The organism is Nostoc sp., assembly GCF_036917435.1.
Lineage (GTDB): Bacteria > Cyanobacteriota > Cyanobacteriia > Cyanobacteriales > Nostocaceae > Nostoc.
In genome coordinates this window covers 156,775-174,397 of record NZ_JBALDM010000031.1, presented here as the reverse complement: position 1 = coordinate 174,397, position 17,623 = coordinate 156,775, and the positions used below count along the sequence as shown (strand labels likewise).

Below are 17,623 nucleotides of genomic sequence, written 5' to 3'. Positions count from 1 at the left end.
ATTAAATAACATACAACCTCACCCTCAATCCCTCTCCTTATTAAGGAGAGGGAAGCTAGAGACAGGATAAAGTTTTACATTTTATTTAATCCACGTTCCTTAGACTTGTAGGGGCAATTCATGAATTGCCCCTACATGAACACGGGCTTATAATCTTTTTTCAACAGATATTTGTGCAAACAAAGTTAATTACATCTGCAAGTCCTGACTGAGTTTTTAAATTAGTAAAAATAAAAGGTTTCTCACCGCGCATTTTTTTAGCATCTCGTTCCATCACACTTAAATCTGCACCGACATAAGGTGCTAAATCAATTTTGTTAATTACCAACAAATCAGACTTGGTAATGCCGGGGCCACCTTTGCGAGGAATTTTATCACCTGCGGCAACATCAATGACGTAAATTGTTAAATCCACCAATTCGGGACTAAAGGTAGCAGCCAAGTTATCGCCACCACTTTCCAAAAAGACTAAATTCAAATCGATAAAACGTTCTTCTAACTGTTCTATTGCTGCCAAATTCATCGAAGCATCTTCGCGGATAGCAGTATGAGGACAACCGCCAGTCTCTACACCCAAAATGCGATCGCTAGACAAGGCCTGAGAACGCACTAAAAACTGAGCATCCTCTTGAGTATAGATATCATTAGTCACCACCGCAATCTGATACTGTTCACGCAATCCCTTACACAAAGCATCCACCAAAGCCGTCTTCCCCGAACCCACCGGGCCAGCAACCCCCACTCTAAATGCATTCATTGTCATTTGTCCTTTGTCATTAGTTTTTGCCCAATGCCCAATGCCCAATCCCCAATGCCCAATTCCCAATTCCCAATCCCCAATCCCCAATTCCCAATCCCCAATCCCCAATTCCCAATTCCCAATTCCCTAACTTCTAAACAACCTTGTATACTGTGTTTCATGCTGCATACTCGCTAGTGATAAACCCCAACTACAACAAGCGAGTTCATCATCCTCCAACGCCAAAATTTGTAATGTCGCAGTGCTAAATAATGGTTGCAAATCTAGCAATAACTGTTGTCCTGCTGTTTGTCCAAGGGGAATAAGTTTCACGCCAGCAATAATCAAATTACTCGCCCAACTATGCAGATATGCGAGTAATGCAGCTTTGATGCTAATTTGCCAATGTGCGATCGCAATACCAAAAGCGATCGCATAATTGCAAGGATTACCCACAGCATTGGCAATAGGTACAATCTGCGGTTCTAGTTTACCAAGTAATTGAATCAGCGATCGCCCCATCTGCCAACTAGAGGCGCGTAATTCTTCTGTTTCCCTAGCGGCAGATAACCAGAGATTCCAACGGGATATGGACTCAACATCACCTATTTTTGCAGATTGTTGCGATCGCAGCATTACCGCCGCCTCTAGCCGAATTGCCCCATACAGCAACTCGGCTTTTAACCAATCTTTGAGATTTGTCTGGCTAGCGATCGTACCATTTTCTACGAGCATTTCCAAACCTTCAGAATAACTATATGCTCCCACAGGTAAAGCGGGGCTAGCCAGCTGCAAAATACTCAAAAGATGGCTATCAGTGAGCATGATGGTGTTGTCCATAAGCCCCTAATTCTGGCTGAAACGGTAAAATTTCTTCTTTTACTTCTAACCCCAATTGTTCCAACATCGTGCGTAAAACCGAATCAGAAGACAAGCGTAAATAAGTTGGAGTAATTTCTACAGGTACATGGCGATTTCCCAAATGGTATGCCGCCCGTAATAAAAGTGGTGTTTCGGCAAAAGCAGTCACTACTAATTCTGGTTTGGCAGTAATTCTGATTAAACTGCAATGGGTTTCTTCTAGCAGAATATCACCATCGTGTAAAACAGTTCCTCTGGGTAAATGTAAAAACACAACTTTACCATCTTCCATTTCAAAGCGATGACGGCTACGGGTACGTTCTTCTGCTGTCAGCGCCAGAGTAAAAGCGACTGCGGCATCTTGATTAGGTGGTTTAAGTTGGGTAAATGTTATCATACAAAGTTTCGCTTTAACTTCCGTTTCTCATTATGGTTCTAATTTTACGAATTACTTAGCTACCTTTCTCGAAGAAAAGATAAAATTAGACAAATAAAGGCAACAAGCCAAACGGGGACAATCATGAACCAAGCCATTGAGGGAGTACGCTGGACAGTTCACGATTTAGAGGTTTTACCCGAAAATGAGTGGACGCGCTATGAAATTATTAATGGAGAACTCTTTGTGACTCGCACTCCTCACCGCCGTCATCAACAAGTTTGTGGCAAAATATTCCGACAACTCGATGTTTGGTCAGATTCGAGTGGTTTAGGCGAAACAATTATCGCTCCCGGAGTGATTTTTTCGCAAGCAGATAGCGTTATACCCGATGTCGTTTGGGTAAGTCGAGAACGACTGGCGCAAATTGAAGATAAAGCGGGACATTTGACAGGCGCACCAGATTTAGTAATAGAGGTTTTATCGCCTGGTAAACAAAATGAACTTCGAGATAAAGAAGCAAAACTGAAACTTTATTCAGTTCAAGGTGTGCGTGAGTATTGGATTGTCGATCGCTTTAATCAAAAAGTCGAAGTTTATCGGCGAGAAAAAGCACAATTGGTTTTAGTTGCTACTTTGTTAGGCGATGATGAAATCACATCGCCACTTTTACCCGGATTTTGCTGTTCTATCAAGTTATTTTTTCCTGAATGACTAAGCTGTCGTGCATTTAATTTGCACAGCTAGGGCGGGCAAGATGCCCACCCCACAAGAGATTTATTTTTTTGAGGATGCAAATTAAAGTATTTTCAGCTTAGTACGGCACAAGCTATATTAAGAAATTTAAATGTAGGGTGCGTTGTCACGCAGTGCAACGCACCGTCAACAATTCAAGGTGCGTTAGCCTACGGCATAACACACGCTACTCGCAATTTATATTTCTTCATATACATTGAATTTTTCTCGCCGACTTACTTAATTGACGAATAGATATTCTGTAGAGACGGCGATTTATCGCGTCTCTCCAAGCGTCAAAAGGGGTTTGACAGAGTACTAGCTAATAGGTAATGTAAACCAGAAAGTTGCCCCTGCATCCAACGCACTATTCACCCCAATTTCACCGCCGTGAGCATTGATGATTTGCTTACATAAATATAAGCCCAATCCTAAACTTACAGAATTGCGGATATTTGCACCCCGAAAGTAAAGCTCAAAAAGCCGATCGCTTTGTTGTTGACTAATGCCCACGCCGTTATCGCTAACAGTACAATAAATCATGCTAGTTTCACAAGTAGCGTTAATTGTCAATAGCAAACCAGGGGCATTATGTTTCAAAGCATTGACAATTAAGTTAGAAAAAACTCGCCATAGTTGTGTGGTATCTGCATTTACTAGTGGCAAATCTGTGGATACTAGATTTGTTAGCTTGGCTTGATTTTGCTCAAGCAATGGCTCTAAATCTGCGATCGCAGCTTCCACAACCGTCAGTAGTTTTACAGGCTGACGTTGCAAAACTACACCTTGAATTTCGCCTAGATGAGCTTCCATCAACGAATTAATTAAGCTTAGTTGGCGATCGCTACTTTGAATCATTCGCTCTAAAATTGAGCGGGAAATCGAAATATTTCCCTCTGGATATGCAAGCAAGTTTCTCAGCACCATTAAAGTACCCAGCACTGGGTTGCGTAAGTCGTGAGAAACTGCATGGAAAAATACTCGTAGTTCTGCTTCAGTTTGTTTGCGCTGGGTAATATCTTCAATCAAACCTTCGTAATAAAGGAGTTGAAGATGTTCGTCGCGCACTGCGTAGGCTTTTTCCGAAATCCAGACAATGCTTCCGTCTCGACGATAAATTTGGGATTCAAACTCGGAAATGCTGCCATACTTTTCCATCAGGCGGACAAATTCGGCGCGGCGGTTCGGATCAACGTACAATTGTTCAATGGCGGTGAAATTTGCTGTCACCTCCTCCGCTAAGGAGTAGCCATAAATGCGTGCTAAAGCAGGATTTGCTGTAATGTAACGTCCATCGGGACTGCTTTGAAAAATACCTTCAACAGCGTTTTCAAAAATGGTGCGATATTTAGTTTCTGCAACCTTGAGTTTTTGATAGGCAGATTCCAGTTCTTGACGGGCGTAAAACTCAGAACGTTGCAGGCGATCGTATAGATAAACACCTATATCACATATAGTACAAAACCAAAAAATGTATAAAATAAATGTTACGCTATATATTTCTGGGTGTTCAGGGACTGGTGTCTTTAGCCCAAGTGCCGTATTCACACTAAAATAGTAAAGTAATACACCCACTTGTGATAACAAGTGAACAATCCAACAGACTGGCATTAATACAGCTTGACTCAAGAATAGCAGTGACCAACCAATAGGATCGGGTAGTGCAAAACCTCTGAGGGTGGCAAACAACTGCGATGCTAGACTAATTGCCCAAGAAGACCCTAAAAATAATAAATCTGGACGATTACGACCTAATTTAGTTTTATGTAAGGCAAAACAGATTAGTATACTCAAGAGCATTGCAATATTGATTACAAGGCTTTGAGTTCTAAGTACTTCTGGCAGTTCCTGCAACTCTTGAAATGGGAAAAACAAGCTGTAAATGTCTCGCAAAGTAAAAGAAAACAGACAAATCAGCGCCAGCCATAACCATAAACGCAATCTCTGCCACAAAAAGCGATCGCGCCAAGCTCTGTAAAGAGTAGTAGTTTCATCTCTCGTTGGTGCAGAAAAGGTTTGTCTCCACAACCTTTTTACTGTTGTAAATTGAGTGGCCATTAGCATCCGAGCAACTTTGCCCATACCTTGAGGGTGTTTTCCTTACTCAATATTGCTATAAATAACACCTTCTCATTTTTTGGTGATTTATGGGCGATTTGTTGCTGATGAAGTTGCCAAAGGTAATGTAAACCAGAAAGTTAATCCGCGCTTGCGGTTACTAATAACACCAATTTCGCCGCCATGTGACTCAATAGCTTTCCGACAAAGATACATTTTTAAGCCAATGCTTGTAGAACAACAGTCTTGGGGATCGCGGACATGGAGATCGAAAAGGCGATCGCACTCTACTTTACTCATTACCACACCATCATCTTGAATCTGAATGCGAATCATTCGCCGCTCAACAGTGGCACTCAGAGTTAAATTTAATCCTGGTGGATTATTTTGCAAGCTATATGTGATTAAAGTTATCAAAACTTTCTGCAACAGAGTCCCATCTGTCATTATTAATGGTAAATCTGTGGGAACCAATTTCTTCAAAGTCGCTTGATTTTGGATCAGCATGGGTTCCAACTGGGTGAACATTCCTTCCAGTAGGATGTTAAATTGCACAGGTTCAAGTTTAATGTTCATACCCTGTTTTTCCGACGAATGCATTTCTAGCAATGAGTTAATCATTGCCAGTTGGCGATCGTTGCCTTGAATCATCCGCTCGATTATTGAGCGAGATACTGGGATTGGGGATTGGGGATTGGGGATTGGGCATGGGGCATTGGTTATTAATTCTTCTCCGCCACTCGCCATTCCCTGATTTAGCAAATTTTTTAACACCATCAAGTTACCCATGACTGAAGTTCGTAAATCGTGGGCAACTGTGTGCAAAACAACATCTTTGATGCGATGCAATGTTTCAACTTCTTGCATTTTATGCTGCAACTGTGCTGTTCGTTCTTCTACTTGGTGTTCTAAATTAGTGTTAAGTTCTGCGAGTTTTTGATATATTTGGCTTTGCTGAATAGCGATCGCTACTGGTTCTGACATCTGCTGTAACAAATCAATTTCTATTGGCTGCCAATCACGCGAACCTGAGCATTGATTGGCAATTAATGCACCAAATAATTCATTGTCTAGCATAATTGGTACTGCCAAGCTAGCCTTACTTTGGAATTTTTTATAGTGTGCTTTAACTTTGGCAGATAGTGCTACTTGTGTAATATCTTCAACGACACGCACAAGATTATCTTTTAATAAGTTTCTTAATTCTTGTAAATAAGCTTCATCATTAGTAGACCAACCTAAGACTGATGGATACTTGGGATCTACTGATTCGGCAAGAGTTCTGACTCCTAACTTGGCATTATTTAAAGCAATAAAAACTCGATCTGTTTGCAGAAATTGTCTGACTTCTGTGACGGTGATTTGCAGAATTTCCTCTAGGTTAAGGGAAGATCGAATTCGGACTAAGGTTTCTGCCAACAAGCGATCGCGTTGTGCTGAAAGAAGGAATTGTGCTTCTACCCGTTTGCGTTCTGTAATGTCATGATGGACGGCTAAGATACAAGGAACACCATCCAAATCAATAACTTCGGCTGAAAGCAGCGTTGTAATGATCTTGCCAAACTTTTGCCGAAATCCAACTTCCAAGTTGCGAACAACTCCTGTAGTTTGCAACTCCTGTAACAAATTTAAGCGATCGCGATCGTTTACCCAAAGATTTAACTCAAAGGAAGTTTTACCAATCGCTTCATCTCGCTGATAACCGGCAAGTTCTACAAAACTGTCGTTAACTTCGATAAAGCGCCCTTCTTGCAGCGTGCTGATGGTAATGGAATCAGGGCTGCAACTAAAAGCTTTCGCAAATTTCTGGGCCAGATTTTGTAAAGCGATTTCTGCTTGTTTGCGTTCTGTGATATCTCGGACAATTGCTAGTACTTCATTTTCACCACTCACTACCAACCGCGCCTCATAATCTCTAATTCCCAAAGGCGTTGGTAGTTGATATTCGCAAGTTTGCAAAGTTCCAGAATCTAAAGTTTTAGCGATCGCTTCTAGGCTAATGGTTGCAACATCACTAGGCAATAACTCTTGCACATGCTTCCCAACTATTTCTTCTCTCGAAAGAATGACATTTGCACCCTCACTTTTCAAATCTAGATACTCACCATCGTGACTGATGCGAAACATCAAATCAGGGATAGCATCCAAAATTGCTTGATACCGCGCCTCACTCTCTTGTAATTTTTCTTCAGCTTTTTTTCGGTCTGTAATGTCTAAAATTAAGCCATTCCAAAGAAAATCGCCTTCTTCTTGTCGTTCTGGTTGCGAACTACCTTGAATCCACTTAAGTTTGCCACTAGGCGTAATAATCCGACCTTCCCAATGCCAAGGTTTAAAAGTGGTACTACAAATAGTAATAGATTTTACAAAAGCTTTTATATCTTGTGGATGAATTAGGTTGTATATCACCTGAAAGTCTACCTGTAAAGCTTCTGGTTTTAATTCATACAAATATTCACAACCAGAACTAATATAAGGAATAAACACAGAACCATCTTGCCGTTGCAGAATTTGGAAAATTATCCCCGGTAAATTGGCAGCAATTGTTTCCAGCAGAGTGATCTTCTCTGGTTGGACATCTGGTTTATGGGGTGATTTTACAATTTCATCCACTCTTAGACCCTTTGATATATAAGCAATTGGCATAATATTTTAGGAAATCATAGCCATTTTAAGAGTTTTTTGACTGTCAGCGTTATCACTAACTGTAAAAAAAGTTCCTCTACTTTCAGAGTAGTTCTGGATGTAGCGATCGCATTCACCCAATCGGGTGAACAAGTTGTCAAAGATGTCAAAGAGCGAATCAGTTAAGGAGTTGAGTCTTTACTACAAGTTTATTTAGTTAGCAGAGTTGACTTGACAGACTACTAAAATAGATATATGGCTTCTACTTAAACTGATAACATGAATACTATCACCGTCAGTTTACCTCCTACCCTCCAATTAAACATCGACTTGACTGACGAGCAATTTTTTCAGCTTTGTCACAATAATCGACCTTCACCCTCAATCCCTCTCCTTAGTAAGGGGAGGGAAGCTGGAGGGAGGGTGAGGTTTTATATTTAATTTGACCCACTTACTTACATCGATCGCAACAATCAGATAGAAAGCAGTTTATTGATACATTTAATCTAGTTTTACTTAAAGGCAAAAATTAATAATAGGCACTCCAAAGTAAGGATATTTTGCAATACATCCAAGAAGGCATGAATGGAATTACAACAGACACAATTTTTGGAAGAAATTCTTTGGAAAGCAGTTCTCAATCGAGACTCGACTTTTGAGGGTAAGCTTTTCTATGGTGTTCGCTCCACAGGCGTTTATTGCCGACCGATTTGCCCTAGTCGCAGACCAAATCGCAATCAAGTTTGTTTCTTCCAGTCGGCACAAGAGGCTGAAATTGCAGGTTTTCGACCTTGTAAGCGCTGTCAACCACAATCTGAAACAGTTCCAAATCCAGCCAAAGCAAAAGTTTTAGCAGTATGTCGATATATTGAGTCACAAGTTGACCACATCCCCACCCTCTCCGAATTATGCTCTCAGGTGGGAATGAGTCCCAGTTATCTGCAAAAAGTATTCAAGCAAATAATTGGTGTATCTCCTTTCCAATATGCAGATGCGCTGCGTAGCCAACGATTGAAACAGCGTCTCCAGTTAGGAGAAGAAATTGCTGATGCAGTTTACGAAACGGGTTATGGTTCAAGTAGCCAACTCTATGAGAAAGCGCCTAAACAACTGGGAATGACACCAAAAACTTATCAGCAAGCTGGAAAGACAATCAGGATTGTTTATGCGATCGCTCCATGTTCGCTAGGATATTTACTGGTGGCAACAACAGACAAGGGTATCTGTGCCGTTAAACTAGGTGATGAAGCAGATAAGCTAGAACACATTTTAAATCAGGAATTTCACCAAGCGCAGATCATGCGTGATGACGACATACACAACGAATGGATACAAGGAATTCTCGGCTTGATTGCGGGAAATGAAACACATCTTGATTTACCACTTGATGTCCGTGGGACAGCATTTCAGAAACAGGTTTGGCAAGCATTACAAAAAATTCCCTATAGCGAAACCCGCACTTATACTGATATCGCCCGCGATATTGCCAAGCCGCACGCAGTCCGCGCCGTGGGAAATGCTTGTGGGGCTAATCCGGTCGCGTTGATTGTACCGTGTCATCGGGTGCTGCGGAGTGATGGCAGTGTTGGTGGTTATCGCTGGGGAATTGAGCGTAAACAAAAACTGCTTATACAAGAATCGAAATTACTCAAAGATGACTCAAACACCACAACTAGAATCGCTGACTGAAGAAAGTCTCACCCGTGGTTTAATGGTGCTTGCTAATATTGACAGCGATTTGGCTGGAATTTTAGAAACACTAGGGCCTCCACCTATGTGGCAAAGAGAACCAGGTTTTGCAACGCTGTTGTGCATCATTCTAGAACAGCAAGTTTCTTTAGCAGCTGCAAAAGCTGTATTTACCCGATTATGTGAGCTTGTTGTGACTCTTACACCAGAAAACTTTCTAACATTAGATGATATTCAATTGAAAGGGATTGGATTCAGTCGGCAAAAGATTCTATACTGTCGTGGTTTGGCGGATGCGATGCCTACGGCGGGCAAAGCCTACGCAACTGGTCAGCTTGACCTAACCAAGCTGGAAACAATGGACGAAATGACTATCAGAAGTGAGTTAAAGCGTCTTAAAGGAATAGGAGATTGGACAGTTGATATTTATTTGCTGATGGCGCTGCAACGTCCTGATGTTTTTCCTAAAGGCGATTTAGCGATCGCGATCGCTCTACAAAAACTCAAAAAGTTGGCAACACGTCCAACACCAGCACAACTCGAAGCAATGACACAGCACTGGCGACCGTGGCGGGCGGTAGCTGCAAGACTTCTATGGCACTACTATCTGAGTATTAATCTGCCTATACAATCTTCAAAGGAAAATGAAGTTTCGTAGGGTGTGTTATGCCAAAGGCTAACGTACCATCTAGATTTTGGGTGCGTTAGAAGTAATATCCATAGGACTTACGCAAAACTACACGCGCTAGAGGCAATTCATGAATTGCCCCTACCTGAAACTCAAGCTTTGGGCTATTTTTTGCGTAAGTCCTGATCCATAACGTACCCTACTAGAATGGATCGGTTAGTTACAGTTTACCCGTGAATACTTTTTCAGCCGGGCCTGTCATGTAAACCCGTTGGTCAATTTCTGACCATTCAATTTGTAACGGGCCACCTGGTAATTCTATAGTGGCAGCGCGATCGCATTTTCCAGTCAATACTCCAGCCACCAAGGAAGCACAAGCACCAGTCCCACAAGCTAATGTAATTCCAGCACCCCGTTCCCATACCCGCATTTTCAAATAGTCACGGCGTACCACTTGTATAAATTCGGTATTTATGCGTTGGGGAAAGGTTGGGTGATGCTCAAATTTCGGGCCGATGGTTTCTAGCTCAATTGCTGATACATCTTCTACAAAAGTGATGCAGTGAGGATTTCCCATATTTACACAGGTGACTTCCCAAGTTTGTCCCGCCACCTCCAACGGCAGAGAAATTACTTTTTCTTGAGCGGGTGCAAGATTAGTCGGAATTTCGCCAGCTAGTAATCTGGGTAAACCCATGTCTACTTTAACTTGACCATTAGATAAGAGTTGGGGAGTCATGACACCACCCAAAGTATGAATGCGATATGAATCTTTATTCCGCGATTCGCCTTCTAAATCTGCTACAAAGCCAGCTAAACAGCGAATGCCATTACCACACATTTCCGGTTCTGAACCATCGGAATTAAAAATCCGCATGGTGTAGTCAGTGCCGTTTTCTCCAGGTAGGGCAAAAATGACACCATCAGCACCGATACCAAAATGGCGATCGCATAACTGGATGGCTTGTTCTGGAGTCACTACAGGCAAAGATGACGAGCGATTGTCAATCAGAATAAAGTCGTTGCCTAGACCATGATACTTAGTAAATTCGATTGCCATTTCTTCAAGGATGAATTATCAAGGATTAGTTACTCTTTATTTTGCCTTGTAGGTTCATCTTTACTAAAAATGCTTACCGAATTTGACACCACTTTACCCAGTATTAAACAAGTCCAAAACCTGATTAAACAAACAACGCCAGTAGAGTTAAAGCTGCTAACTGGTGATGTGATTACAGGAAAGCTTTTATGGCAAGACCCACAGTGTATCTCTATTGCTGATGAAAATAGTCAGCAAACCACCATTTGGAAACATGCGCTCGCATACATCAAGCCAAAAACAAGTCAGGAGTGATATCATGTCTGCCAGATTACCCATAAAGAACCCCACCCCCAACCCCTCCCCGCTTGCGGGGAGGGGAGATAAAGCATAGCTTTGGCGGGGTGGGGTTCTTCGGGTTTAATAAGCAATCAAGCGGACATGATATGAGGATTGAGGAGTTATAACTAATCAAGAACATTATCCATAGGTAGAAACTCCTTGAGTGTTTCTACCTCAGTAGCTTTCAGCACTGGAAGAGAAAGGGGTACTGAACTGGCGATCGCAAATAACTGTTCTAGTTCACTCAAACCTGTTAAGCCACCACATAATAATACTTGGTCGCTGACTCGCAAATCCATGCCGCCATCAGGATAGCGGATAAATTTACCATCTCGCCGGATCGCCTGTACCTGTACTCCAAATTGCTTGCTATCTAAATCTGCAAGGGTTTTTCCTAGTGTTGGCGCATCTGCATTGACTGTAACCCACTGGCAAGCACTATTTTCTCCAGGAACAGCAGCTTGTCCCTTAGCGAATTCTGCTAAAGCTGCTAGTTCTTCATCTGCTCCCACTACTAAGAGGCGATCGCCTGCTTCCAATTTGGTTTGATTATTGGGATAATCGATTTCATCGCCGTTAGTGCGGCGAATTGCCATCAAACTCGCTCCTGTTAAGTAGCGCATATCTGCTTCTTCTATAGTCATACCAATTAAGGGCGAATCATCCGGGAGAGGATACCAACGCTGATTTAAATCACGAGTTGCTTGGCGTAAATCACGAGCAACTTCAGTTGCAGAACGTTCTGGCCGCAAATCTAAATAATGATCGTTGCGGATTTGCTGCATTTCTTGTTGGACGACATCTAGCGACAACAAGCCTAAGCTAGTTAATAAATGAGTTGCCATTTCTAAGCTGGCTTCAAACTCTGGTTGTACAACTTCTTTCGCTCCCAATTGATACAGCACCTCAATATTTTTATCCTGGGTAGCACGGACAACTAAATCTAATTCTGGGCGCAATTCTAAGGCGCGTTTTAAGCAAAGACGAGTACTCATTGGATCGGGGAGTGCGATCGCCATTCCTTTGGCATGATTTACCCCGGCGGTTTCTAAAACATGTAAACTTACACAATTGCCATACACATAAGATACGCCAGCCTCACGTAACTGCTGAATTCTACTTTCTGATTGGTCAATTACCACCACAGGTAGATTGTGTTGCAACAACAACTTCACCAAATTTTTGCCAACTCGCCCATAACCGCAGACTACTACATGGTCTTTAAAGGGCAAATCATCTGATACATCCCGCGCTTCCTGTTCTTCTAAGTACGGTTTCAGCCAAGGCATCGATTCGGCAAAGCTAAATAAAAATGGCACTAACCGCAATACAAAGGGAGTCAGCATCAGAGTAACTGCGGTGGTTGCCAAAATTAATAAGTATATTTGTCGGGACACCAGCCCTAAAGATTGCCCCTCACTAGCCAGAACAAAGGAAAATTCCCCAATTTGCGCCAATCCCAAACCGGCGATTATGGCTGTTTTTAAGGGGTAGCGGAATAGTTTTACTAAGGGGGTGATAATCAAAAATTTACCTATGAAAACTAGCGCCACTAGCCCTAAAATCAATTCTAGGTTGTTCCACAAAAACACTGGGTCAATTAACATGCCAATAGCGGCAAAAAATAAACTGGCAAAGATATCTCGCAGAGGTTCTACATAAGTCAGAGTTTGATCGGCGTACTCCACCTCAGAAATCATCAAACCCGCGACAAATGCCCCCATTTCAATCGATAGCCCCAAATGCTCTGTCAACAGGGCAATACCCAAACATAAGGCTACAACCCCTAATAAAAATAATTCTCGGCTTTCGGTACTGGCTAAGAGTCGCAACAAAGGCGGTATTAGCCACATCCCCGCAGCTACTGCACCAGCAGCAAATAAAGCAATCCACAGTAGCGCTGTCAGCACGGCGATGCCAATAGTTTCGGGTGGTTGGTTGAGGGCTGGTAAGACTGCTAACATCAGCCCTAGTGCCAAGTCCTGTACTACCAAAATCCCTAGCATCACTTGTCCGTGAGGGGTTTCTGTTTCATTGCTTTCCATCAAGCACTTGAGGACAACTGCTGTCGAAGACAAGGACAGAATACACCCCAAAAACATCCCCTTAGCGGGTAAGGTTCCCCAAGCCCCGCTTAAACCGCACACTACAACTGTTACCAAAATCGTCAAAGCAATTTGGAGTCCACCTCCACCAAGAGCGATCGCTTTTACCTTTTTGAGTTCCGCGAACGAAAATTCCACGCCCAAGGCGAATAACAAAAAGGCAACCCCGAACTGTGCCAGAGTCTCTACTTGAATAACTTCTTTAATTAATCCCAGCCCGGCTGGCCCGATAATCATCCCGCCGATGAGATAGCCTAGCAGCACAGGTTGCTGTAAAAGTGCCGCCAGCAGTCCGCCACAAGCTGCAACGCCCAAAACTAAAACTAAATCAACAATTAGCCTAAAATCTTCTTGCACCAGTTTTAAAAGAACTATTTATTAAGACCTATTAATTCAGCATACAAAGTTTTACGATCTCAAACAGCTTGTTTCGTGAAGGTGTGACAGAATTTTTGGGACTGGGCACTGGGCACTGGGCATTGTTCACGAATATTAATTAATCTACCCAAAAATCGGCTGTAAATTTAAAATAAAACCAGGGAGAACATCTTCACCAGATAAACTTGTAGGAGATTGTAAAACTTCTGGTGCAAGATTTGGACGATAAATTATTACTTGTTTCTCTTTGGGATTAATTAACCAACCAAGTAATAATCCCGAAACTAAGTATTCCAGCATTTTGGCTTGAGTGTCTTCCACATCATCAGTTTCGGAAACCAATTCTACTGCAAAGTCAGGACACAAGGGGAGATATTTTTTTCTTTGTTGTGGTGTGAGAGCATCCCACCGTTCCATCTTCACCCAAGAAGCATCAGGAGAACGAGTTCCACCATTGGGAAGTTTAAAACCAGTGGAAGAATCAAAGGCTTTTCCTAAATTTTTTTGACTGTTCCAAAACCATAGTTGACCTAACAAATCAAAATTACGGTTTCCCGTTTCTCCTCCAGTGGGTGACATGATTACCAATTTTCCTTCAGCAGTTAATTCCAAACGCAACTCTTTATTCACAGCAACAATCTGCTCAAATTCCTCATCCGTAAATTTGAGATTGGGAGGTAATTGTAAAGTTAAAGCAGTCATTAAATTTTAGGTGAGCTAAGGGCATTCAATAATAATAGTGGCCACGGTATTTTAATATCGGGTATGAGCCATGAATAGTTTCTCAATACTGGCAATGCAGTCGGTAGTAAAAAACGTAAAGAACGTAGCGATGCAGGACGCTCGCTATTTTCATCGACAATTCCATATTTACTAGCTAGTTCGGCAACAATCTGCACACGTCCAGTATGGCGCATGATATTTGGTTCACAAGCAAGTGCAGCGATCGCTCGTCCAGTAAATAAGGGAGTTTCCCAGTTGTAGCGATCGCTAATTAATGAGTTTTTTTGCTCAGTAGTATTGGTTTGATTCATCTCAGAAGCAAAACTGGAAAAAAGCTCAGTCCCCACAATACCCGGCCAGACTGAAACGGAAGCGACATTATGGGGTTTTAATTCAACAGCCATATCAGATGCTAGGCGATCGCAAGCTGCCTTGCCAACACCATAAGCTGTATTAAAGATATAAGACATACTACCCCACGAGGAAATAGTGCAAATTAGTCCAGAGTTCCGCTTAGTCATCATTCGGGCAGCAAAAACACTGGCAATATAGTGGCTACGAAGACCGACGTTATTGCTAGCATCCCAAATATTTGGTTCACAATCCCAAAAGGGCTGCCCAAAAGCATTTCTTATTGCCTGAACTCCTGAATAAGCATTATTCACTAATAGATCAAGTTGTCCATGCTGTTCATCTTGGATGCGCTCAAATAATAAACGCACCTGTTCATCGTCGCTGTGGTCTACTTGAACAGGAATGCATATACCACCAATTTCGTCAATAGCTGATTGGGTTTCACTAAGACTCCCTGAAACCGCATTACCAGAATTGTTGAGGCTGCGACCTGTGATATATACAGTTGCACCAGCCTCAGCCAAACCAAGAGCAATTCCTTTCCCAATTCCCCGCGTAGCACCTGTTACTAATGCCACTTTATCCTCAAGGTTTTTCATCATAATGGGTAATTACTAATGACGCTAACCTCAGCATTTGTAGAATTTCTGTATCAAGAAGCTGATACACATTAAGCCTCCTACCATACTCATAAGACAATTCAAAAGGCTCAAGGTTGAATAGTTTTCGCCGACTGGTTAAATAACAAATCTCGTAACTTCTCTGGATCGAGCGCTTGAGTTTTGAATGCTTCGGCTTTCTCGTAGGCGCGAATTGTTGCTGGACGGGTTTTAATTGTCTCAAACCACCGCTTGAGGTGCGGAAAATCTTCTAGATTCTGACTTTGAATCTCATGGGCCACAATCCAGGGATAAGCAGCAATATCGGCAATGGAATAATCACCAGCCACAAATTCTTTATCTGCTAGTTGCTTATTCAGTACTGCATATAAACGTCCCGTTTCATTCACATAACGCTTAATGGCATATTCAATTTTTTCGGGAGCATAGACACTAAAGTGATGATTTTGCCCCGCCATAGGCCCCAGCCCGCCCATTTGCCAGAACAACCATTCTAAAACTTGAGTGCGTTGGCGTAAATCTTGCGGGATTAATTTCCCGGTTTTTTCAGCTAAATATAGCAAAATTGCCCCAGACTCAAATACAGAAATTGGCGCACCTCCATCTACCGGTTCGCTATCAACGATCGCAGGCATCCGATTGTTAGGAGAAATCTTGAGAAATTCGGGCTTAAATTGATCTCCAGCGCCAATATTCACAGGAATTATAGTATATCGCAAGCCGACTTCTTCCAAAAAAATCGTGATTTTATGACCGTTTGGGGTTGCCCAATAATAAAGATCGATCATGGTTATTTTTCCTAAAATTGTGTGATTGTTTTATACGTAATTACGAATTAGATTCTGGTGCTTTGGCGATCGCAGCCCAAACTCTATGGTGAACCTGAAGAATTGGTGTAGGATATTTTGTTTCGAGTAATTTTGCCAATTCTTGATCAAATATTTCTACCTTTTCTGGTGTCAGACTGGCTCCCACGCCAGCACTCGCCCGAATTCGTCCCCGCCAAGCCTCATGTGTATAAGGTACAAATACATCGTAAGAAAATGTGCGGATTTCTCGGAATCCTCCTTCGCCAATATCTTGCAACCACAAGGGATGTAAGCCATTACCACCGGCTAGATTCCACGCGGGATTATGAGCTTTGATTAGTTGTTCTGTTGCTTCAACGACATTATCTTTTAAGGGTATCCAATCAAAATGAGCGATCGCAAGTGAGCCATTTTTTCTCAATATCCGAGTAATTTCTTGGACAGCACGCGGACGATCGAACCAATGCCAACATTGTCCAGCAGTAACTACATCGGCACTTGCATCTGGTAACTCTGTATTTTCGGCAGTTGCAACTCGATAATCTACTTTGATTTGGGTAGATTCGCTTAACTGTCTGGCTTGTTCTAAAAGTGATGCTGATGGGTCTATGCCAATTACATAAGCACCTCTATCAGCAAAGCCCCGCGCTAGTGTTCCTGTTCCTGTACCAAGGTCAACAATATTTTGCCCTGGTAAACCTATACCATATTCAGAAAGTCTGTTAAATAATGAACTGGGAAAGCCAGCGCGGTGTTTTGCGTAATCAACAGCAGTTGCACCAAAATCAATTTTCATACCTGCAAAACCATTCTTGTAACAATTCTCTAGGCTAGAAGTTCTCTACCCAAGGACGTAGTTCTACTTCATAAGTCCAAGCACTGCGGGGCTGGCGTAAAATGCTGAGATAAGTTTGAGCGATTGCGTCTGGGTCAAGAGTACTATCAGGATTATCTAATGGATCTTGGCGAACTGCTGAACGGATTGCCCCATCAATTACAAAATGCGCCACATGGATATTCTTTGGTGCTAATTCTCTAGCAATACTCTGAGCCAAACCGCGCAGTGCAAATTTACCCATTGCAAAAGGAGCAGACAGAGGATAACCTTTAATACTCGCAGAGGCTCCAGTAAAAAATATAGCACCGCCGCCAAGCCGTAAAAACCTTTTGGTAGCAGCTTGAGCAACGAGAAAGCCACCATAAGCAGTTATATCTAGGGTTTGTGCCACCTCAGCAGGGTCTAAATCAACAAGAGACCCTCGCACCCGAAAACTGGGATTGTAAACGACAACATTCGGGGAACCAATTTTATTATCAATATCAATAAATAATCGTTCTACCTCATCTGGCTTTGAAACATCAGCAGCGAAACTAACTGCGCCAATTTCAGTGCTTAATTGAGTGAGTTTTTCAATTTGACGAGCCGCTAAAACTACGGTAAATCCTTCTTTGGCAAATAAGCGAGCTAAAGAAGCACTCAATCCACTACCTGCACCGACAATTAAAGCTGTTGTTGCCATATTTTAAACCTGTAGTGCTTAT

The 17,623-nt window shown here is 42.2% G+C and carries 17 protein-coding genes and 1 pseudogene; 6 read left to right on the top strand and 12 right to left on the bottom strand.

Going from position 1 to position 17,623, the window contains the following annotated elements; translation table 11 throughout:
* Positions 1–160 precede the first annotated feature (160 nt).
* From ureG to ureE, 3 genes are all read right to left on the bottom strand, one after another.
* Positions 161–757, bottom strand: a complete 597-nt coding sequence (ureG, locus tag V7K98_RS13705; RefSeq protein ID WP_335022609.1) for an urease accessory protein UreG — start codon at positions 755–757, stop codon at positions 161–163.
* A 129-nt stretch (positions 758–886) separates the two neighbouring features.
* Positions 887–1,579, bottom strand: coding sequence for an urease accessory protein UreF (locus tag V7K98_RS13700; protein ID WP_335022607.1), 693 nt, complete (start codon positions 1,577–1,579; stop codon positions 887–889).
* Complete coding sequence (gene ureE, locus V7K98_RS13695; RefSeq protein WP_335022605.1) at positions 1,554–1,997, bottom strand: urease accessory protein UreE; 444 nt, start codon at positions 1,995–1,997, stop codon at positions 1,554–1,556. The genes V7K98_RS13700 and ureE overlap by 26 nt, the downstream gene beginning before the upstream one ends.
* A 123-nt stretch (positions 1,998–2,120) precedes the next feature.
* Here ureE and V7K98_RS13690 point away from each other — a divergent pair, with 123 nt between their 5' ends.
* Complete coding sequence (locus V7K98_RS13690) at positions 2,121–2,690, top strand: Uma2 family endonuclease (protein WP_335022603.1); 570 nt, start codon at positions 2,121–2,123, stop codon at positions 2,688–2,690.
* Between the two features lie 339 nt (positions 2,691–3,029).
* On the opposite strand, the gene V7K98_RS13685 is transcribed toward V7K98_RS13690, so the two are convergent.
* On the bottom strand, positions 3,030–4,793 hold the full coding sequence (locus V7K98_RS13685; protein WP_335022601.1) for a sensor histidine kinase: 1,764 nt from the start codon (positions 4,791–4,793) through the stop codon (positions 3,030–3,032).
* Positions 4,794–4,856: 63 nt separating this feature from the next.
* Positions 4,857–7,382 carry a sensor histidine kinase gene (locus V7K98_RS13680; protein ID WP_335022599.1) on the bottom strand — a complete coding sequence of 842 codons (2,526 nt, stop codon included), beginning with the start codon at positions 7,380–7,382 and terminating at the stop codon, positions 4,857–4,859.
* A 69-nt stretch (positions 7,383–7,451) separates the two neighbouring features.
* Here V7K98_RS13680 and V7K98_RS13675 point away from each other — a divergent pair, with 69 nt between their 5' ends.
* The 4 genes and pseudogenes from V7K98_RS13675 (at position 7,452) to V7K98_RS13665 (ending at position 9,741) form a co-directional block, all read left to right on the top strand.
* Positions 7,452–7,580 carry a hypothetical protein gene (locus V7K98_RS13675; protein ID WP_335022597.1) on the top strand — a complete coding sequence of 43 codons (129 nt, stop codon included), beginning with the start codon at positions 7,452–7,454 and terminating at the stop codon, positions 7,578–7,580.
* A gap of 93 nt (positions 7,581–7,673) precedes the next feature.
* A pseudogene (locus V7K98_RS28910) lies at positions 7,674–7,766 on the top strand (Uma2 family endonuclease); the annotation flags it as partial.
* Between the two features lie 213 nt (positions 7,767–7,979).
* A complete protein-coding gene (gene ada / locus V7K98_RS13670; protein WP_335022595.1) occupies positions 7,980–9,083 on the top strand; it encodes a bifunctional DNA-binding transcriptional regulator/O6-methylguanine-DNA methyltransferase Ada in 1,104 nt (367 codons plus the stop codon).
* Positions 9,049–9,741 (top strand): DNA-3-methyladenine glycosylase family protein, encoded by a 693-nt coding sequence (locus V7K98_RS13665; protein ID WP_335022593.1) that lies wholly within the window; start codon positions 9,049–9,051, stop codon positions 9,739–9,741. Before ada ends, V7K98_RS13665 begins: the two co-directional genes overlap by 35 nt.
* Positions 9,742–9,931: 190 nt before the next feature.
* On the opposite strand, the gene dapF is transcribed toward V7K98_RS13665, so the two are convergent.
* A complete protein-coding gene (dapF, locus tag V7K98_RS13660; protein WP_335022589.1) occupies positions 9,932–10,771 on the bottom strand; it encodes a diaminopimelate epimerase in 840 nt (279 codons plus the stop codon).
* A gap of 69 nt (positions 10,772–10,840) precedes the next feature.
* Between dapF and V7K98_RS13655 the strand changes: the two genes are divergently transcribed.
* Positions 10,841–11,065 (top strand): Hfq-related RNA-binding protein, encoded by a 225-nt coding sequence (locus tag V7K98_RS13655; protein WP_335022587.1) that lies wholly within the window; start codon positions 10,841–10,843, stop codon positions 11,063–11,065.
* 152 nt (positions 11,066–11,217) lie between these two features.
* Here the strand turns inward: V7K98_RS13655 and V7K98_RS13650 are convergent, their stop codons facing one another.
* The 6 genes from V7K98_RS13650 to V7K98_RS13625 form a co-directional block, all read right to left on the bottom strand.
* Positions 11,218–13,554, bottom strand: coding sequence for a cation:proton antiporter domain-containing protein (locus V7K98_RS13650; protein WP_335022585.1), 2,337 nt, complete (start codon positions 13,552–13,554; stop codon positions 11,218–11,220).
* Positions 13,555–13,698: 144 nt separating this feature from the next.
* Complete coding sequence (locus tag V7K98_RS13645; RefSeq protein WP_335022583.1) at positions 13,699–14,277, bottom strand: Uma2 family endonuclease; 579 nt, start codon at positions 14,275–14,277, stop codon at positions 13,699–13,701.
* Complete coding sequence (locus tag V7K98_RS13640; protein WP_335022832.1) at positions 14,277–15,251, bottom strand: SDR family NAD(P)-dependent oxidoreductase; 975 nt, start codon at positions 15,249–15,251, stop codon at positions 14,277–14,279. Before V7K98_RS13640 ends, V7K98_RS13645 begins: the two co-directional genes overlap by 1 nt.
* Positions 15,252–15,361: 110 nt before the next feature.
* Positions 15,362–16,060, bottom strand: a complete 699-nt coding sequence (locus tag V7K98_RS13635) for a glutathione binding-like protein (RefSeq protein ID WP_335022581.1) — start codon at positions 16,058–16,060, stop codon at positions 15,362–15,364.
* A 40-nt stretch (positions 16,061–16,100) separates the two neighbouring features.
* Entirely contained in the window at positions 16,101–16,877 is a 777-nt protein-coding gene (locus tag V7K98_RS13630; RefSeq protein WP_335022579.1) for a class I SAM-dependent methyltransferase, read from the bottom strand.
* A gap of 34 nt (positions 16,878–16,911) precedes the next feature.
* Entirely contained in the window at positions 16,912–17,601 is a 690-nt protein-coding gene (locus V7K98_RS13625; protein WP_335022577.1) for an SDR family NAD(P)-dependent oxidoreductase, read from the bottom strand.
* Positions 17,602–17,623 lie beyond the last annotated feature (22 nt).